This window comes from Cystobacter fuscus (assembly GCF_044360685.1).
Taxonomy (GTDB): domain Bacteria; phylum Myxococcota; class Myxococcia; order Myxococcales; family Myxococcaceae; genus Cystobacter; species Cystobacter fuscus_C.
Map to the genome: position 1 here is coordinate 4,304,775 of NZ_CP043491.1, position 17,662 is coordinate 4,322,436.

A 17,662-nucleotide genomic window follows, 5' to 3' on the forward strand; every position below is an offset into this window, starting at 1 on the left:
TGGTCGGGCGGATGGCATTTCGCAAGGACTTCGGGCACTTGCATCCAGGGCCCGCCGTGCTTAGGCCCCCAAGACAGTCATTCTTACAGGCGGGGGTTTGCAGTTTTTAGGGTGGTCGGGAACAAACCCTGCCGGTGGACGGACTCCGGCGCGCTTCGCCGCCTGCCCATGCGTTTCGGTGGTCTTCAAACGATCTTCCCGCGTGGCGAGGTCACTGTCCGTCAATGGACGCTCCCTCCAGACGGGGGAGCGAAAGCGTGGGGTGCTGGACGGAAGCCCCCTGGAAGCCGCGGAGGGGCGACTGCTCGATTCGCGGGGTTGTGGGTATTGATTGTGACATGAGCAACGGAAGCGAACCGGGGACCGGGAGCGACTCCGGGTCCGGGGGAGGTCTCGCGCCCCAGCCGACCCTGATTCCAGCCGATTTCCCCTACCGCGACCTCTTCCACTCCCTCGTCGAGGAGCTGCCCGACGCGATCTTCATCAAGGATCTGCAGGGGCGCTACCTCTTCATCAATGAGGCGGGCGCGCGCTACCTGGGCAAGCCGGTGGGGGAGATCCTCGGCCGCAAGGACGCCGATCTGGTGTCGCGGGAGGAGGCGCAGAACACGCTCGAGTTCGATCGCCAGACCCTGCTGGCGGGACGCACCCTGCACGCGGAGATGCACGAGGTGATGGCGGGTATCTCGCGCGAATGGCTCTCCACCAAGGGCGTCATCCGCCGGGAGGATGGCCAGGTGGTGGGGCTGTTCGGCATCGCGAGAGATCTGTCGCACGACCGGCGCAACGAGGAGGCCCGGCGCCGCAGCGAGGCGCTCTTCCGCGCCGCGGCCAGCAGCAGCTTCGACGCGTTCTTCCTCCTGCGGGGCGAGCCAGAGCAGCTGCGGCTGCTGCGGCTCAACGTCCACGCCGAGCGGCTGCTGGGCGGGGCGGCGGCCGACCTGGAGGGCCATCCGCTCTCGGACGTGCCTCACGCGGCCTTCATCGCACCGCGCGCGCTCTGTGACGAGGTGTGGCGCACGGGCGTGCCGCACGATGACGAGGTGGAGCAGGCACTGCCTGGCCGGGGGCGCCGCTGGTTCCGCCGTCAGTTGAGCGCCGTGGGGGATTGCATGGCCGTCACGGTGCGCGACATCACCGAGCAGCGCGAGAACCAGATGCGCCTGCGGCTCAACGAGCGCATGGCCTCCATCGGGATGCTCGCCGCGGGCGTGGCGCACGAAATCAACAACCCGCTGGCCTTCGTCTCCAGCAACCTGGGCTTCATTGGGGGCGAGCTGCGCCGGATGGAGCTGCCCCGGGACGACGCGCGCGAGCTGATGGACGCCCTCCACGAGGCACGCGAGGGCGCCGAGCGCATGCGGCTCATCGTCCAGAGCCTCCGGGCGCTGTCCCGGGGCGATCCGGTGAACACCCACCCCTTGGACTTGCACGAGGTGTTGGAGAACTCGGTCCATCTGGCCTGGAGCCGGCTGCGCAGCCGGGGGCGGCTGGTGCGCGACTACGGCGAGCTGCCCCAGGTGCTGGGCAACTCCGTGCAGCTCGCGCAGGTCTTCACCAACCTGCTCATCAACGCCGCCCAGGCGCTGCCCAAGCAGGGCGGGGAGATCCGCCTGGTGACGCTCATGCACGGCAGCTCCCAGGCGGTGGTGGAGGTGCGGGACAACGGCTGTGGCATCGCCCAGGAGAACCTCGAGCGCGTCTTCGAGCCGTTCTTCACCACCAAGCCGGTGGGCGAGGGCACGGGACTGGGCCTGTCCATCAGCCATGACATCATCCGGGGCCTCGGGGGCACGATGTCCGTGGACAGCGTGGTGGGGCAGGGCAGCATCTTCCGGGTCTACCTTCCCGTGGTGGACACGGGGCCCCTGGAGAAGCCTCCCCACGTGGCCTCGCTCCAACAGTTGGCGTAAGGGGCGGAAGTTTGTGTGCTATGCGCCCGCTCGGGCCGGGCGCGCCTCCACGTCGCGCGGAGGCGGTAGGGCCCGGTGAGACGGAAAGGGAAAGGCACGGATTCATGGCGTCACTGACCGAGACATTGACCAACGACACCAAGAAGGCGGCGGTCATCAACGACTGCTGCACGCTCATCGATGCCGAGGTCGCCGACAAGGGTGGCATCTCGGGGATGGCCATCAAGGCGGGCTACGCGGCCGTGAAGGGCATCAAGCCCGGGTTCATCAAGCAGGCCGTCGAGGATCTGCTCCCCGAGTTCTCCAAGGCGTTGGATCCGCTCTACCAGGAGGCCAAGACGGGCGGGAAGCCGGTCGCGGCGCACTTCACGTCGAACGCCTCGCGCGTGGCCGGGGCGCTGCTGGCCATCACCGACGCGAAGGTCAGCCACTCGAAGAGCGGCCTCATCAAGGGCACCTACGAGAAGCTGCGCGGCACGGCGGTGAAGAACGTCGAGTCCGCGGTGCCCCGCCTGAGCGCGCTCATCGCCAAGCACGCGGGCTGAGCCCGGCCAGAATCCTGACTCGGGACTGGACGGCGCGGGGGTAGGTGGGAGTATTCCTCCTTCGGACATACTCCCCCCCCGTCGTCGCTTCCCAGGAAGGATTCCATGAACCGAGTCGTTGCGGCGCTCCTCCTCGTGCTCTGGGGTTGCGGTGGGGATCGCGGCGCCCTCCAGGCCCTCATCCAGGTCGACCCCCAACTGCCCGCGAGCTGCATCGCCCTGGACGTGACCCGGGCGGATGGCTCGGTCCTCCAGAGCCAGAAGCTGGCCCGCCCCCTGGATCGCCAGGAGTTGCGCGTGGCCATCTTCCGGGGCGCGCTGCCCCAGGACATCCGGCTCCAGGCGCGGGCGCTGTGGGGCGCCGCGTGTGAAGAGCCCCTGCTGGCCAACGGGTGGAGCGAGCCCGTCACCGCGCGCTTCGAGCGGACGGTGGGTGCCGTCTCGCTTCGCCTGGACCTGCCGCCGCCGTCCCTGGACGCGGATCGCGACGGGTTCGTCTCCCAGGCAGAGGGCGGTCCGGATTGCGATGATGCACTCCCCCAGAGCCGGCCCGGCGTCCAGGAACTCTGCGACGCGAGCGCGGATCTCAACTGCGATGGCCTGTGGGGTTGTGATGACAGCACGTGCTCGCGGCGGGCGTGCTCCCGGACCGCCAGCGCGCTCGTCTTCACCAGTCCCGAGCAACAGGGGATCGCGGGCCAGTGCTCGCCCCAGCCCGTGATCGTGGAGCGCCGGGACGTCCTGGGCCAGCCGGCGGTGCCGAATCACGCCACCGCCCTTGAACTGTCCGCCTCGTCCCTCGAGGCCACGTTCTACGCGGATGCGGCGTGTCGCGCGCCCCTGGTCCCCACCATTCCGGCCCGGGCCAGAGCCCTGTCCTTCTACGTCCGGGGCACTCGCGCGACGAGTGGACTGCTGACCGCCTCCTCGGCGTTGGGGGAGGCCTCGCTGGCGCACACCCTCGTTCCGGGGGACCCAGCGAAGCTCGCCTTCTCCTCCGCCTCGGACAGCGGCCTCGCCGGAGAGTGTGTCCCCCTGACACTCGAGCGGCGCGACGCGTACGACAACGCCGCCCCGGGTCCCCGGCGGACGGTCTCGTTCTCGCCCGCGCCCTCGGCGCAGCTCGCGTTCTACTCGGACGCGTCTTGTGGCACACGGCTGTCCTCGGCCACCTTCCCGGAGGGCGCCGTCTCGCTGACGCTCTATTTCCGGGGGACCCGGGCTGGCGAGGCCTCGATCGTGGCCTCCATGGAGGGGAGCGCCAACGCACGGTTCACGCGCGGGGTCAACGCGGGGCCCGCCTCGAAGCTGACCCTGAGCCTTCCCGGGCAGGCGGTGCTGGCCGGGAGTTGCTCGCCCCAGGCCACGGTCCGCACCCTGGATGCCTTCGACAACCCCGCGATCCCTTCCTCCGAGGTCTCGGTCGAGCTGTCCGCCACCGTGGGCATGGGGCTGCGCTTCTACGCGGATGCCGGATGCGTCGATGAACTCTCGCGGCTCACCCTGTCGCCGGACGTCCCCTCGGGGAGCTTCTATTTCAAGGGCAGGACGGGCGGCTCGGTCGACGTGACGGCGGCCTCCGCGGACCTGCCTTCCGTGACGCAGTCCCAGCGCGTGGCGCCGGTGGTGCGGCGAGGCACGTGCACGCTGCTCGACGGGGCGGCGAGCGTGACGTGTCCCATCGATCCCGCTCTGGGCAGCCGGGAACGGTCCTTCCTCGTCTTCCAGGCCACCACGTACAACGAGAAGACGGAGCACTCCTTCGTTCGCTGCCACCTGACCAGTACCTCCAGCCTCACGTGCGGCAGGGCCAAATCAGAGGGCACCGCCAACATCCAGTGGCAGGTGGTGGAGCTCTCGCGCGGCCTGCGTGTCCATCACCTGGAGCAGTCGTGCCCCAGCTCGAATGGGAACTCCCTGACCGTGAATCTCTCCTCGAGGGTACAGATGGAGAAGAGCTTCGTGCTCTTCAGCTCCTCGCAATTCGGGTCGACGACGGACGCCAACGATTTCGCGACGGTGCAGCTGACGAGCGCCGAACAGGTGAAGATCGATCTGAAGGCGGCGTGCGATAAAGCGAGGTACTCCGTGCAGGTCGTGGAGCTCGATGGCCTGTCGGTGAGCCGGGGGCTGGCGGGGAAGATGACCACCGCGCCCGTGGAAGTCCGCGTTTCCCCGGCGGAGACGAGCCGCTCGGTGTTGACGTCTACCTTCCAGGCGACGGGCAACGACTCCGCCATCTGCAACCGCATGGTGCGCGGAGAGATGCTGGGGCAGGACGTGTTGCGCTTCTCGCGTGGGCTCGGTTCCTCGTCCTGCAATGGGGCCGAGATCTCCGAGATCGCCTACGAGCGCCTCACCTTCCCCGAGGGCTACAGTGTCCAGGCGAGGAACGTGTCGCTCGACAACAACGCGCTCTCCATCACGGAAACCCTCTCCGACGTGGATCCAACCCGGACCTTGCTGCTCTCCAGCAGCCAGGTGCATGGCGGACAGGGGGCAGGGGAGACGTCGTACCGCTGGAATGACGTCGTGGGGGCGGGGACCGCGCGGTTCCGGCTGACGTCTCCCACGAGGCTGGAGGTCGCCCGGGACGCGCCCTTGGAGAGCGCCCGGTGGACCGTCTACGCCGTGCAGTTCGAGCCCTGAGCGGCTGACTCCTGCTCGCCCGCTCCACGGACGGGCGGGGTGCGTGTTTGCCGCCGGGGAGGGCGTGTGCACCTTGTCTTGCTCAGGACACCCCCATCTCAAGGAGGCGGGGCATGGCACGCATCGCATTCATCGTGGCCAATGATTTCGAGGACTCGGAGTTCCGCGTCCCCTACGACGAGGTGAAGAAGGCCGGCCACGAGGCGGTCATCATCGGCGTGGAGGCGGGCAAGCAGTTGAAGGGAAAGAAGGGCAAGGAGGTCATCACCGCCGAGAAGTCGGTGAAGGACGTGCGGGAGGAGGACTTCGCGGCCCTGGTGATTCCGGGGGGCTACTCGCCGGACCACCTGCGCATGGACATCCACGTGGTGGGGTTCGTGCGGGACTTCTTCAAGGCGGACAAGCCCATCGCCTCCATCTGTCACGGGCCGTGGATGCTGGTGGAGGCGGACATCGCGGACGGCCGCACGGTGACGTCCTTCCCCTCCATCAAGACGGATCTCATCAACGCGGGGGCGCGCTGGGTGGACCGCGAGGTGGTGGAGGACGGCGCCATCATCACATCGCGCAAGCCGGATGACTTGAAGGCGTTTTGCGCCGCGCTGCTGCGGCAGGTGAGCCAGGGCATCGCCGCGCGCCTGGAGTCTCCGCTGGCGCCCGAGGCCGCCTCGGACCAGCAGCCAGCCGTCCACTGATCCGAGGAGTGTGATCGAGTTCGGCGGACGCTCCAGCAGCCCCGCCGAGCCTGTTTGCCATTGTGCGCTCTGGCGTGATGTTCAGACCGCCTCGTCGGGCAGGAGTGTGAGCAGTAGCTCGTCGTCGGGTCCGCGTGGGCGCCAGCCGGGCAGTGGCGGCGTGGTTCGGAGTACTGCCCTGGCCTGCTCGACGCGTTTCTGATGGGTTTCTGGGGTGTAGGCGGACCAGCGGCCCAGCGCCATGGCGACCTCGAAGCGGCTTGCATCGTCCATCACGGTCGGCCAGCCGTTGGGGAGTCCTTCGGCGAGCTCACGCACGAGAACATCGCGCACCAGGCGAGTGACCTGACTGCGCCGCTCCGCCTCGGCGAGCAGCCCGCTGAACACCTGCACCGCGGCGACGTCGTCCTCGCCAAGCTCCTCGGCCAACAAATAGAGCGGAACGGTGGGACGCGCGTCGGCGAAGGCGGTGAGCGAATCGTAGCCCAGGTCGCGGACCCGTTCGTACAGGCGGACCTTCCAGTTGCCCTCCCAGGAATGGTCCTCGCTCATTGTCCTCTCCACGGGATGAAGTTCACTGGGATTCTATAGTCCCTCATGTTCTTCGCGACGAGCCTCAGGATTTCGTTTCGCGTCAGCATCCGGCCTGCATCGATCTCAGCGTCGTGCAGTGACTTCATGAGCATCCGGTTCCATTCTCCGGGCCATGTGCGGCCCAAGCGCCAGTCGCCACCTCCATGGATCGCCTCGTGTTTGGCCCGCTCCATTTTGACGCAGAAATGGTCGATGCTCACTTCACCGGTGAAGCCACGTTTCTCGAACCACTCACGGAACTCTCGCGGCAGGATGTGGTGCCGTGGTGGCTCGGCCATGCCGGCTCCCGCTCTGCCCGTCACCCGCATGCCCCGCACCTCGGGACCGTCGCCGAGCGCGTCGCGCACGCCCTGTGGCAGGTCTTGGTTCGAGTGCGCCATCATCACCTGTCCGGAATGAATCCGGACAGCGGCGCTGACGACGGGAAGGGAGATGATGCCCGCCTGGACCATCCGGCGCATCATCTCCACCCATTCGGCGGAGACGACGACCCGTGTGCCCATCATCACGCCGTCGGAGCCCACCACGAGGCCCACGCCGAGTGTGGAGGGAGTGACTGGGGGAATCAGTCGGGGCAGTGCCATTTTTATCGCCGAAGCCGTGGTGAGCATTTCGATGAGTTCCTTCACCCGCAGCATCTTCTCGAACTGCTCTGCCGCCACGCGTACGGCCTCGCGGGTTGCAGCGAATTCGCTGGTGAGGTGGCCTACCAGCGCGGGCAAGTCGGTCGCCGCAGTCTCGACCTGTCCTGACTCCAGGGAGGCAAGCGCCCTCATGGCGGGTTCCAGCATCTTCCTCGAGCGGTCCATCTGCTGAAACAGTTGCTCCACGCTGTAGTAGGGGCATTGCTGAAGCACGACGTCAGCGAGGTGGAGAAAATCGAGCCATACACCGAGCAGGAGGGAGCCCAACATGGCGGCCTCGATCCGTGGGCCGGTGAGGCGCAAGAGGGCAAGCTGCATGTCCGGGTCATCCACCTCCAATGCCATGGTGGACAGCCTGGTGGAGGCAGCGAGTTCGGTGTCAATCCAGCGCAATTGCTGAATGCCATAATCGACCGCGGGAATGAATAAGTCGGCATGTCGGCCGGCGATGCCCAGCTTGCTGGATTTGAGTCTGGAAAGTTCGCCGACGGTTCGGCGAGTGGATCCCGATAGCTCGAGAATGGCACCGAAGATCGCCGAGCGGATTTGTGTGTTGCTCGCCCGTGCGGGCTCCGTGGCGTCATGGGGAATCGCACTCCCAGCGCATCTCGACACGTGGCCAGGGCTCGCTCCCGCCAACGTGGGTGCCGCAGCTGCGCGCGGGGTGCAGCTCAGGTTCATTCCCCGGCTGGGCGGCGTTAGCGACGCACAGCCAGGGGTGAACAGAAGCATGGCGAGCAGAAGTCCTGCCCACAGGGCTCGTGGCAGGTCAGCGTGCATTGCCGCCCGGTAACAACCCCTCGGACTCCAGCAGTGCGTCCAACCCATCCAGCAGGGCATGGAGGTTGGGCAGCAGGTCCCGCGCGGGGAGACCCACCGAGCGAATCACCGCCTCCATCTGGGCCTCCAACTCGGGTGGCCGCTTCGGGCATATCCGCTTCGCGTGCGCCAGCAGCCGCTTCTCGCCCGGATGCGGAACGCGGTTCACCGCGAACAGGATGTCGAAGTAGCTCGCCAACACCGCCGTCACCCGGTGCTGCACGCTCACCAGGTCCGCCCGTTGCAGCGCGAGTTCAATCTGCTCCAGGTACGACGCCAGCTTCCGCCGCAGCACCGGGTGGTTCTTCTCCACGATGGCTCGGCGCAGGGGCTCCGGATAGGGCATCCGCGCCTGCTCCTGGAGCCGCGTGAGCCATCCTGTCCGGTCGAAGAGCACGCGTGAGTTCCTCAGCGTGTGCCAGAAGCTGGTGGTGTACCCGAGCGAGGCCTCGAAGCGCACGAGGACGCGCTCCAACTGGTCCTCCATCCACTCCGGGCTCCAGTAGGCCGCGTCCACGCCCTGGCCGCTCTGGTCGATCCACTCGTCGCCGGTGCCGAAGAACGTGTTGTCGATCTCGGCCCGCCGCGCGGTGGGCAGGATGAGCGCACGCCGAGCCTCGGCGGGAGGCGGAGGGCTCGCATAGACGATCACGTCCAGGTCCGAGAGCGGATCCGCGGCCCCCGTCACCCAGGAGCCCCCGAGCGCCACCGCCCGCACCTGCTCGAAGTGGGCGAAGCGCGCCGCCCACTCACGCGCCAGGGGAGGAACCTCCGAATCAATTCCTGTCATATGAGGTGCTCAGCGCAGGTTGCGGATGACGCGGCAGGGATTGCCCCCGGCGAAGACGTAGGGGGGAATGTCCTTCACCACCACGCTGCCCGCGCCAATGGTGGAGCCCTCGCCGATCGTCACTCCCGGGCAGATGATGGACCCACCGCCAATCCACACCTTGGCGCCAATGGTGACGGGGCGCCCCAGCTCGGGGCCCTTGATGCGCTCGTCCGGGTCCAGCGGGTGGGTGGCCGCGTAGATGTGCACGCCGGGGCCCAGGAACACGTCATCTCCCAGTGTCACCAGATTGCAGTCGAGGATGACGCACTGGAAGTTCATGAACACGCGCGCGCCCAGCCGGATGTGCTCGCCGTAGTCACAGAAGAACGGCGGCTCGATCCACACCCCCGGGCCCGCCGCGCCCAGGAGTTGGGAGAGCAGACTCTCGCGCTGCGCCAGCTCCTCCTCGGTGGACTGGTTGTAGGCGCGCAGCAGCTTGCGCGCACGGGCGCGCCCGGCGACCAACTCCGGGTCCGCCGCGACATACAGTTCCTCCGCGAGCATCTTCTCTTTTTCGGTCCGTGCCATGCGCGGGAGGGTAGCGCGGCACCTGGGCGTCCTCGCCGGCGTTTGGGGGCGATTACCCACTAGCGAACGGCCAGGGCTCGCTGGAGCGCGCGTCCTCGCGCCGTTACTTCGCCCCCGCCAGGCCCACCCCGCCGACGGGGATCGTCTCCACCCGGTTGTCGAATCCAGCGATGATCGGCCGGGCCTTGGTGATCGCCGCGCGCACCTCTGGCAGTGACAGGGACGCCTTGTGGCTCTCCGCGCTGTCCCAGACTTCCGTGACCCAGAGGGCGTCCGGGTGCTCGCGATCGAGCGCGATGACATAGCTGAGGCATCCAGGCATGTGGCCGATGCTCCCGTTCAGCGCCGAGAGCAGCTCGTCCCGCTTGCCCGGCGCGGCGATCATCCTTCCGATCAGACCATACATGAGGTGTTCCTCTCGATGGCCGCGGAGACGCGGCCTCCGCCGTTCCATCACGGTCCGCCACCCGTGACAACCGCCCGGTACACCTGGCGGTTGCCGCGCCCGGAATCAGGGCAGGTCCGTCTTCAGGAAGACGCGCAGGGTCTCCGCCACGCTCCAGGCCTGCGCGATGCATCCCCGGGGATGGAAGGGCTCCGTGGCATCGAAGATCTCGCTGAGCTGCCCCACGCCCGCGTGCTCCAGGTGCTGCTTCATGCCCTCGAGCACGGCCCGCGCGTCGAGCTTGTCCTCGGTCAGCTTCAGCGTCGCGTCCACGTAGTGGCCAATGAGCCACCCCCACACGGTGCCCTGGTGGTACGCCGCGTCGCGCGCCTTCAGGTCGCCGTCGTAGTTCGGCTTGTAGTCCGGGTGCCCGGGCGCGAGGCTGCGCAGGCCCACCGGCGTCAGCAGTTGCTCGCGCACCTTCGCCATCACCGGCTCCCACTTGTCCCGCCGCAGCACCGGGTTCTTCAGCGAGATCGCGAACACCTGATTCGGTCTCACCGAGGGATCATCCTCGCCGTCCTCGCCGTCCACCACGTCGAACAGGCACCCGGTGGCCGGGTTCCAGAAGCGCCGGTTGAAGCTCTCGTGGGCCTGCTCCGCCGCCGTGGCGTAGGGCCGCGCGTCCTCGCCCAGCCGCTCGGACCACTCCACCATCAGCCGCAAGGCGTTGAACCACAGCGCGTTGAGCTCCACCGCCTTGCCCCGCCGGGGCGTCACCACCCAGCCGTCCACCTTCGCGTCCATCCACGTGAGCTGGTAGCCCTCCTCGCCCTGGCTCAACAGCCCATCCTTGGGGTCCACGCGGATGTTGTGGCGCGTGCCCTTCTGGTGGTGCGCGATGATGCCCGCCAGCGTCGGATGGAAGTCGCGCAGCAACTGCTCGTCCTTCGTCACCTGGAGGTAGCGGTCCACGGCGTGGAAGAACCACAGCGTCGCGTCCGCGGTGTGGTACAGGCCCTCGGACTCGCCCTCGGGGAAGAGGTTGGGCAACAGGCCGTCGCGCACGTGGTGATGGAAGGTGCGCAGGATGGCCGCCGCCGTGCCATGGCGGCCCGTGCTCAACGTCAACCCCTCCAGGGAGATCATCGTGTCGCGGCCCCAGTCGGTGAACCAGTGGTAGCCGGCGATCACCGAGCGCATGTCCTGACCCCCCGCGCGCGCCCAGGCCTCGTCCGTGGAGCGCGTGGGCGCGATGATGAATTGATCCGCCGCGAGCACCAGCCGCGCCGACACCCCCGTGCGCGCGGACGGGGGCACCTGGACGAGCAGCCGCCGCTCGCGCTCGTACTCCAGCGAGAACGTCTCGTGGGGGTCTCGCTCCAGCACCGCGGCGTCTTCCGTGGTGACGCACATCGCCAGGCGCTCGCCCGGGCGCAACGTGCACTCGAAGTAGCCCGGGCTCACCAGTGTCTCCACGTGGTCATACCCGCGCGCCTTCTCCTCCGCGCACAGCAGGGGCGCGCTCGTCTCGCGCGACCCCACGAAGGGCACCGGCGCGGACGAGGAGAGGCGCAGGCGCAGGGGTGGTGCGCCCTCGTTCGCGCGGAGCTCCACCCGCGCGTGGGACAGGGACACCGAGGGATTCATCGGGGCGGTGTGCAGCTTCTCGTCGTGCATGCGCAGGGCGGGGAAGGGCCTCAGCCGCAGTCCCACCTCGGGCCCCGCCAGGTGTTCCCACACCACGACGAGCGTGTTCTCGCCATGCACGAGCGTCAGCTTGCGTTGCAGGCGCGTCTCGCCCAGCTGATAGAGCCAGTGCGGCACCAGGCCCTCCAGGTGGAAGCCGCGCAGCAGCCGCGCGCCCCCCGTCACCTGGCTCCCGTCCGCGCGCTGCTCCGTGTCCAGGCGGTACGTCTGGCCCCGCACGAGCGCTTCCTCGTTGAGGCGTGCCAGCATCACCGTGCGGCCCTTCTTCTCCAGGCCGGGAATGAACAGCCCGTGGTAGCGCCGCGTGTTGCACCCCGGCAGCGTGCCCGAGGCGTAGCCGCCGCGCCCGTTGGTCACCAGCCACTCGCGCGTCAGCAGTTCCGTGAAGTCCGCGCCCTCGGGCCAGGAGAAGGACAACCGGGGCAGGGTGGGGCTTTGAGTCGCGGCGGTCACTTCTTGTCCTCCCCGCTCGTGAGCACGAGCGCCAGCTGTCCGGGAATTCGGATGTGGACGTCCTCCGCGAACGGGGGACTTGCCATGCCACCGTAGCGGATCAGCGAGCGTGCGTATCGCGCGCCGGGCGGCGCTGCCCTGCCTTGGCGGGAGGCTGTGCGCCGGAGAGCACGAGATCGATGACGGCTTCCAGGGGCGCGCTCTCCTCGTCACCCCAGCGGAGCATCTCGAGGCTGAGCACGGAGCCAAAGAGCAGGCCGTGGAGGAGCCGGGGGTCAGTGTCCGGCCGCAGCTCGCCGCGCTCGATGGCGCGCTCGTAGAGGAGCATTGCCCGGGCATCCCTCTCTCTCCGGAGTTCGTGGATGAGTTCTCCGATGGGATCTCCCGGTCTCGCATTGAACAGCAACCGGAAGACCGCGCGGCGTGAGGGCTCGCGAGCCTGGGCGCGCAGGACGCGGAACTGCTCGAGGAGGTCACCCCGGAGCGTCCCGGTATCGGGCCGGGACGGTGTCTCGTCCGCGACGCGCAGCACCGCGGCCCGGATGAGCTCCAGTTTCGTGGGCCAGTGCCGGTAGAGCGTGACCTTGTTCACGCCCGCTCGCGCGGCGACCTGCTCGAAGGCGAGCTTCTCGTGGCCCACCCGGTCCAGCTCGCTCAACACGACCCCGAGCACCTTCTCCTCGAGGTCCTCTCCGCGAAGCTGTTTGGGCCGGGCTGGGGGCCTGGACTCCTCTTTGTCCCTCCTCCTCATGGATTTGAAGGTACCCGGCCTCCGGAAAAATCGCAACGCTACCGTTGCGATGCGCCCACCTCCCGGTTACATCGGAAAAGGCAACGGTGACGTTGCTTTTCCCAGGAGACCAATACGATGAGTTCACCCTCGAAGCTTGCCCACATCGTCCTGAAGACCGGCCGCTTCCAGCAGATGCGGGACTGGTACCTCGAGGTGCTCGAAGCGAGCGTGTCCTACGACAATGGCCAGGTGTGTTTCATCGCCTACGACGACGAGCACCACCGCATCGGCATCGTGAATACGGGAGCCACCGAGCAGCCCGGGCCGAAGACGCGCGGCCTGGAGCACGTCGCTTTCACCTACGCGGACCTTGCCGGGCTGCTCACCACGTACGAGCGCCTCGAGCACGCCGGTATCACTCCGTTCTGGAGCGTCAATCATGGCCCGACGACGTCGCTCTATTACCGCGATCCGGATGGCAATCACATCGAGCTGCAGGTCGACAACTTCGCGCGAATGGAAGACGCGGCGCGCTTCATGAAGTCGGAGGTCTACGGGAGCAATCCAATCGGTGTCGACATCGAGCCTCGCGAGCTGCTCCGCCGCCTGCGCGCGGGGGAGAGTGCTTCGGACCTGGCGAAGGCGCACTCGAGCGCCGAGCCGCGCGGCTTCGAGACCGTGCCCGCGGAATTCTTCCGCTGAGGGACAGAACCCGAGGCTGAAGTGGTCGAGTTCTTGGGTGGGGGAGCGTGCATACTTCCTCTGCGTCGCGATCAGGTCGTGAACCGAAGCGCTGACAACGGGGTATCCAATGGCCTCCCAGTACCGCATGCGGAAGGCGTGGGCGTGCCGCACCCGGGGGCATTCGCCTTCGTGGGCACGGTGGGTGGGCCTTCTGCTCACTCTGGCCCTGTTGTCCACCGGCTGCGGGTCACTCTCCGCATCGTCCGGCATGGGGATGAGCTTTCGCTATACGCCGGGTGAGGCCACGGGGCCTGTCCAGCTGGCCTCCCGTGAGGAGGTGGCAGCGGGCCCGGACAGCGCGGGGAGGGAGGTGCGGCAGAGGGCCCTCGCGGCTCAACTGGCGTTTCGCGGTGCCCTTCGCGAAGTGTCTGGCGCCACCCGCCGCATCTCCGGCGAGTTCTCCAGGCTCAAGGCCCGTGGACGCGGTATTGGCGACGGCAACGGCGCCTTCGTCCGCTACGTGGACTTCGGCGTCGGGCAACTGCGGTGGATGGACGCCCAGCTCGCCGACGCCACCCGGCTGGCCAACTCCGCTTCGGAGGTGGAGGACCCGGACATGCAGCTCGCCCTGCTGCGCCTCGCCGGCCCACGGCTCGAGGCCGCCATGCTCGGCTCGCTCCTGCTCGCCGCCTGGGTCGACTTCCTCCACCTCGCCGACGCCGTGCTCACCCAGCACTTCTACAGCGTGGAGATGATGTTCGTGGACATGTGGCGCTGGCAGGAGATGCTCGAGCCCGCCATGACGGCACTCTCCTCCCGGGAGCACGGTCAGGTGGAGGCCGCGGCTCGAGACGTGCCCCCGCTGGTAGGCCACCTCACGGAGGAATTCGCGGCCACCGTGGAGAGAATGCGCGTGGCGGCGGAGAACTTCCAGAAAGCGCTGGTGCTCAAGGACGCCATCGAGACGGCCACGATGCTCTCGACGATGAGGTTCGCGCTGCCCTCGGTGCCTCCGTCCGCTCCCGCCCTGGCCGGCATCGGCCTGGCGGTGGGCGGCGACGGCGTGATGATGGGCACGCGGATGGTGGTCTCCGCCGAGTGGGTGGAGATGATGCGGCACCTGGTGCGCGCGGGCGTCCTCTCACTGCCCGTCGTCAGCGCCGCCGTGCGGATTCAGGCGGGCCAGGTGATGTTGGCGCGGGCGCACGGCGAGCTGCCGAGGGGTGTGCGCGACGCGCTGGGAGATGGGCCCGAGGTGGGGGCCATGCACGAGACGGGCAAGACGGGGGCTGGCATGGCCGAGCCGCCGCGGCACCACGTCATGCCCAAGGAGTTCCGCGCGTGGTTCGAGAGGCGCGGCTTCACCGGCGAGATGGATATCGACGAATTCTGCGTCAAGCTGGAGCAGGCTCACCACGAGGCCATCCACGGCGGTGGACACTGGAAGCTGGGCCGCCAATGGCCCGGCGAATGGAACCGGATGATCATGGAGTCGCTGTACGAGGCAGAGGCCGAAGCTGGCCGGATGTTGACGCGGAACGAGATCCTGAAGAACGTCGCGAGGCGTATGCGGGACTATAAGGTCCCGATGAACTTCACCCGCTGGAGAGGATGATGAGCGACGGACGTGCTTGGCAGGGCAACGTGAAGGCGCGCCTGTACGAGCGGGCTCGCGAACGAGGTTACGATTCCCTCACCGCCTTCGCCGAGGCGCGCCCTGCCGTCCCGTTGTACTTGCTGGCCGAAGAGCTTGGAAAGGACGACGTTGCAGCCGTGCAGGTGTTGAGCGGATTGCTTGCTGAAGCCGAGCAGCGCAAGCAGGTGACGCGCTTTGTTCGCGACGTGCTTGTGCGTGAATTGTCCGACAGTCTCCCCAAGGGCTGGCCGGCTGTGCTTGACGACGCAAGCCTTGGAGAGGTTGCCATGGCGCTTGGCACATGGACCGCCTACACCCCAGAAACGCATAAAGAGCGCGTCAAGCAGGCCCGTGCAGCTCTCCGAGCTACGCCACCGCCGCCTGGCTGGCGCCCCCTCGGGCCCGACGATGAATTGCTGCGCACGATCCTGCCTGACGAGGAATGCTGAACTTCACCCCTTGGAGTGGAAGATGAGCAAGGACCGTTCCTGGGAGGGCAATGTGAAAGCGCGCCTGTATGAGCGGGTTCGCGAGCGCGGTTATGATTCGCTTACCGCCTTCGCAGAGGCCCGCCCTACAGCTTCGCTGGTGGAGCTGGCCGAGGAGCTCGGTCCGGACGACGTCGCCGGAGTGCAGGTGTTTAGTGGATTGGTGGCCGAAGCAGAGCGGAACCATCAGGTCACACGCCTTGTGCGCGGACAACTCGTGCGCGAATTGCGCGCGTGTCTCCCCAAGGGCTGGCCGACTGTGCTGGACGACGCAAATCGTTTCGATGTCGCCCATGCACTTGGCGTGTGGATCGCCTTCACCCCAGAAACCCATGAGGAGCGCGCCAAGAAGGTCAGCGACGCGCTTCTCGCTAACCCACCGCCCCCGGGTTGGAGCCCCCTCGGACCTGACGACGAATTGCTGCGCACGCTCCTGCCCGACGAGGAAGTTTGAACTTCACCTCCTGGAGAGGACCATGAGCGACGGACGTGCCTGGCATGGCAATGTGAAGGCGCGCCTGTATGAGCGGGTTCGCGAACGTGGTTATGAGTCCCTCACCGCCTTCGCTGAGGCGCGCCCCACCGCTTCGCTGGTGGCACTGGCGGATGAGCTTGGCGAGGAGGACATCGCGGCAGTGCAGGTGTTCAGCGGGTTGGTTGCCGAGGCGGAGCAAAGCCACAAGGTCACGTGGTTGGTACGCGGGCAACTCGTGCGCGAATTGTCTCAACGTCTCCCGAACGGTTGGCCAGCTGTTCTTGACGACGCAAACCGCCTCAAGGTTGCCGTGGCACTCGCTCGTTGGAGTACCTACACGCCAAAAACCCATGAGGAGCGCGCGAAGAAGGTCGGCGACGCACTTCTCGCCACCCCACCGCCCCCCGGTTGGCGTCCCCTCGGGCCCGACGACGAATTGCTGCGTACGCTGCTCCCTGACGAGGAAGTCTGAGCTCGCCACGCGCGAAGCCTTTGTACGTAGGTCCTCGCTCCGCGAAGCCCTCGGCCGCAACGACAGCTCAGCCCCCTCTCATAGGGGCGAGCCGTCGAGCGATGTGCCGTCCGCTCGCCTGCTATCCGTCCCAGGAGGCACGCCGCGAAGCACGGCGCGTCTTCTCCCGGGGTGGCCACGGACCGGGTAAGGGGCCCGTGTCTTCGCTTTCCTGCATTCCCCCTGTACCAGGGGGCAGAAATTTTTCCCGCTCTACAGCCTTCTCAGGCCTCCTTCGCCACGCCCGCCGAGGCCGTGTCCTTGAAGCCATTGAGGATGGAGCTGCCCGCGAACAGGCCCGCGCCCAGCATCGCCACCGTGGCCGGCTCCGCATACGCGCCCAGCACCGAGCCCAACATCGTCATCACGCCCGCGCCCACCGTGAACATCGCGATCACCGCTCCCGCCGCCGCCTTGCTCATTGTTGCCCCCGCCGGTGTTCTTCAGCCTGGACCCTTCCAGGTCTGTGTTCCGCGCCCAAGGTCACTTCAATCGGCGTGCCACGCGTCGCTCCCAGGGGAAGGGAAAAAGTCCCGAACTGAATGGGAAAGGGTTTTCCCTGTCCGGGCAGCAAGCACGCCCTGAATCTGGTACGTCCTGAAGGCCGAGGTCGGAATTTTTTCCCGGACATCCCAAACCTTTCCCCAAGGGGGTAGCGCGTAACCCATGAGGATCCGGGGACTTTCCTTCCCCACGGTCCTTGGCACAGCCCCTGCTTATGGCCCTTCCCGAACACAAGGCCCCTGAACAGAACGGGCCGGGAACTTCGGGGAGAGGCGAGCATGGGAATGATGGGCGCGAAATCGTGGGCGGTGGTGGGGATGCTCCTCCTGTCGTCGGGCTGTGCTCACCAGGCCACGCGGCCGGTGAACAACTCGGACCAGCCGTACCGCATCGGCCGGGAGGATGTGTTGGATGTGGCGGTGTGGCGCGATGGGGACTTGTCGCGCACGCTGCCGGTGAGGCCGGATGGTTTCATCTCCCTGCCGATGGTGGGTGAGGTGAGGGCCGAGGGGCGCACGCCCGTCGAGCTGTCGGATCAGATCCGCGAGTCGCTCAAGCCCTACGTGCAGGATCCGCGCGTGACGGTGATCGTCCGCGAGGTCAACAGCACCCGCGTCTTCATCACCGGTGAGGTGGCACATCCCGGGGCCTATCCGCTGCGCGGCCGGGTGTCGGTGCTCCAGGCGATCGCGCTGGCCGGCGGCTTCACGGACTTCGCGGATCGCGACGGCATCGTGGTGCTGCGCCGCCAGGGCGCCGAGGGCGAGCCCATTCCGGTGAGCTACAGCGAGCTGGTGGAGGACGCGAAGAACAACGAGCCGCTGGATCTGCGCCCTGGCGACACCATCGTCGTGCCGTAGGCGA

At 67.6% G+C, this 17,662-nt stretch carries 18 protein-coding genes; 10 read left to right on the top strand and 8 right to left on the bottom strand.

Going from position 1 to position 17,662, the window contains the following annotated elements; all coding sequences use genetic code 11:
* Positions 1–338 precede the first annotated feature (338 nt).
* From F0U63_RS17725 to F0U63_RS17740, 4 genes are all read left to right on the top strand, one after another.
* The gene (locus F0U63_RS17725) at positions 339–1,913 is read left to right on the top strand and encodes an ATP-binding protein (protein ID WP_395847098.1); all 1,575 of its coding nucleotides are present in this window, start codon (positions 339–341) and stop codon (positions 1,911–1,913) included.
* A 104-nt stretch (positions 1,914–2,017) separates the two neighbouring features.
* Positions 2,018–2,458 (top strand): DUF6918 family protein, encoded by a 441-nt coding sequence (locus tag F0U63_RS17730; RefSeq protein ID WP_395847099.1) that lies wholly within the window; start codon positions 2,018–2,020, stop codon positions 2,456–2,458.
* A 105-nt stretch (positions 2,459–2,563) separates the two neighbouring features.
* Positions 2,564–5,107 carry a putative metal-binding motif-containing protein gene (locus F0U63_RS17735; protein ID WP_395847100.1) on the top strand — a complete coding sequence of 848 codons (2,544 nt, stop codon included), beginning with the start codon at positions 2,564–2,566 and terminating at the stop codon, positions 5,105–5,107.
* A 113-nt stretch (positions 5,108–5,220) separates the two neighbouring features.
* On the top strand, positions 5,221–5,802 hold the full coding sequence (locus F0U63_RS17740) for a type 1 glutamine amidotransferase domain-containing protein (RefSeq protein ID WP_395847101.1): 582 nt from the start codon (positions 5,221–5,223) through the stop codon (positions 5,800–5,802).
* 81 nt (positions 5,803–5,883) lie between these two features.
* On the opposite strand, the gene F0U63_RS17745 is transcribed toward F0U63_RS17740, so the two are convergent.
* The 7 genes from F0U63_RS17745 to F0U63_RS17775 all read right to left on the bottom strand — a co-directional run bounded on the left by F0U63_RS17745 (position 5,884) and on the right by F0U63_RS17775 (position 12,428).
* The gene (locus tag F0U63_RS17745) at positions 5,884–6,354 is read right to left on the bottom strand and encodes an NUDIX hydrolase (RefSeq protein ID WP_395847102.1); all 471 of its coding nucleotides are present in this window, start codon (positions 6,352–6,354) and stop codon (positions 5,884–5,886) included.
* A complete protein-coding gene (locus F0U63_RS17750) occupies positions 6,351–7,655 on the bottom strand; it encodes a DUF2380 domain-containing protein (protein ID WP_395847103.1) in 1,305 nt (434 codons plus the stop codon). The genes F0U63_RS17745 and F0U63_RS17750 overlap by 4 nt, the downstream gene beginning before the upstream one ends.
* A 154-nt stretch (positions 7,656–7,809) precedes the next feature.
* On the bottom strand, positions 7,810–8,649 hold the full coding sequence (locus tag F0U63_RS17755; RefSeq protein ID WP_395847104.1) for a nucleotidyltransferase domain-containing protein: 840 nt from the start codon (positions 8,647–8,649) through the stop codon (positions 7,810–7,812).
* Positions 8,650–8,658: 9 nt separating this feature from the next.
* Positions 8,659–9,195, bottom strand: coding sequence for a sugar O-acetyltransferase (locus F0U63_RS17760; protein WP_395847105.1), 537 nt, complete (start codon positions 9,193–9,195; stop codon positions 8,659–8,661).
* Between the two features lie 127 nt (positions 9,196–9,322).
* A complete protein-coding gene (locus F0U63_RS17765; protein WP_002626370.1) occupies positions 9,323–9,625 on the bottom strand; it encodes a putative quinol monooxygenase in 303 nt (100 codons plus the stop codon).
* A gap of 105 nt (positions 9,626–9,730) precedes the next feature.
* Positions 9,731–11,767, bottom strand: coding sequence for an amylo-alpha-1,6-glucosidase (locus tag F0U63_RS17770; RefSeq protein WP_395847106.1), 2,037 nt, complete (start codon positions 11,765–11,767; stop codon positions 9,731–9,733).
* Positions 11,768–11,867: 100 nt separating this feature from the next.
* Positions 11,868–12,428 (bottom strand): TetR/AcrR family transcriptional regulator, encoded by a 561-nt coding sequence (locus tag F0U63_RS17775; protein WP_395847107.1) that lies wholly within the window; start codon positions 12,426–12,428, stop codon positions 11,868–11,870.
* 207 nt (positions 12,429–12,635) lie between these two features.
* On the opposite strand from F0U63_RS17775, the gene F0U63_RS17780 reads away from it, so the two are divergent.
* From F0U63_RS17780 to F0U63_RS17800, 5 genes are all read left to right on the top strand, one after another.
* Positions 12,636–13,202 (top strand): VOC family protein, encoded by a 567-nt coding sequence (locus F0U63_RS17780; protein WP_395847108.1) that lies wholly within the window; start codon positions 12,636–12,638, stop codon positions 13,200–13,202.
* A gap of 256 nt (positions 13,203–13,458) precedes the next feature.
* On the top strand, positions 13,459–14,799 hold the full coding sequence (locus tag F0U63_RS17785) for a DUF2380 domain-containing protein (RefSeq protein ID WP_395847109.1): 1,341 nt from the start codon (positions 13,459–13,461) through the stop codon (positions 14,797–14,799).
* Positions 14,799–15,269, top strand: a complete 471-nt coding sequence (locus F0U63_RS17790) for an NUDIX hydrolase (RefSeq protein ID WP_395848381.1) — start codon at positions 14,799–14,801, stop codon at positions 15,267–15,269. Before F0U63_RS17785 ends, F0U63_RS17790 begins: the two co-directional genes overlap by 1 nt.
* A 22-nt stretch (positions 15,270–15,291) precedes the next feature.
* Positions 15,292–15,762: an NUDIX hydrolase gene (locus tag F0U63_RS17795; protein ID WP_395847110.1), complete on the top strand. Its 471-nt coding sequence runs from the start codon at positions 15,292–15,294 to the stop codon at positions 15,760–15,762.
* Between the two features lie 22 nt (positions 15,763–15,784).
* Positions 15,785–16,255: an NUDIX hydrolase gene (locus F0U63_RS17800; protein WP_395847111.1), complete on the top strand. Its 471-nt coding sequence runs from the start codon at positions 15,785–15,787 to the stop codon at positions 16,253–16,255.
* Positions 16,256–16,518: 263 nt separating this feature from the next.
* Here the strand turns inward: F0U63_RS17800 and F0U63_RS17805 are convergent, their stop codons facing one another.
* Positions 16,519–16,716 carry a hypothetical protein gene (locus F0U63_RS17805; RefSeq protein ID WP_395847112.1) on the bottom strand — a complete coding sequence of 66 codons (198 nt, stop codon included), beginning with the start codon at positions 16,714–16,716 and terminating at the stop codon, positions 16,519–16,521.
* Between the two features lie 360 nt (positions 16,717–17,076).
* Here F0U63_RS17805 and F0U63_RS17810 point away from each other — a divergent pair, with 360 nt between their 5' ends.
* Positions 17,077–17,658 (top strand): polysaccharide biosynthesis/export family protein, encoded by a 582-nt coding sequence (locus F0U63_RS17810; RefSeq protein ID WP_395847113.1) that lies wholly within the window; start codon positions 17,077–17,079, stop codon positions 17,656–17,658.
* The last annotated feature ends 4 nt before the right edge of the window (positions 17,659–17,662 follow it).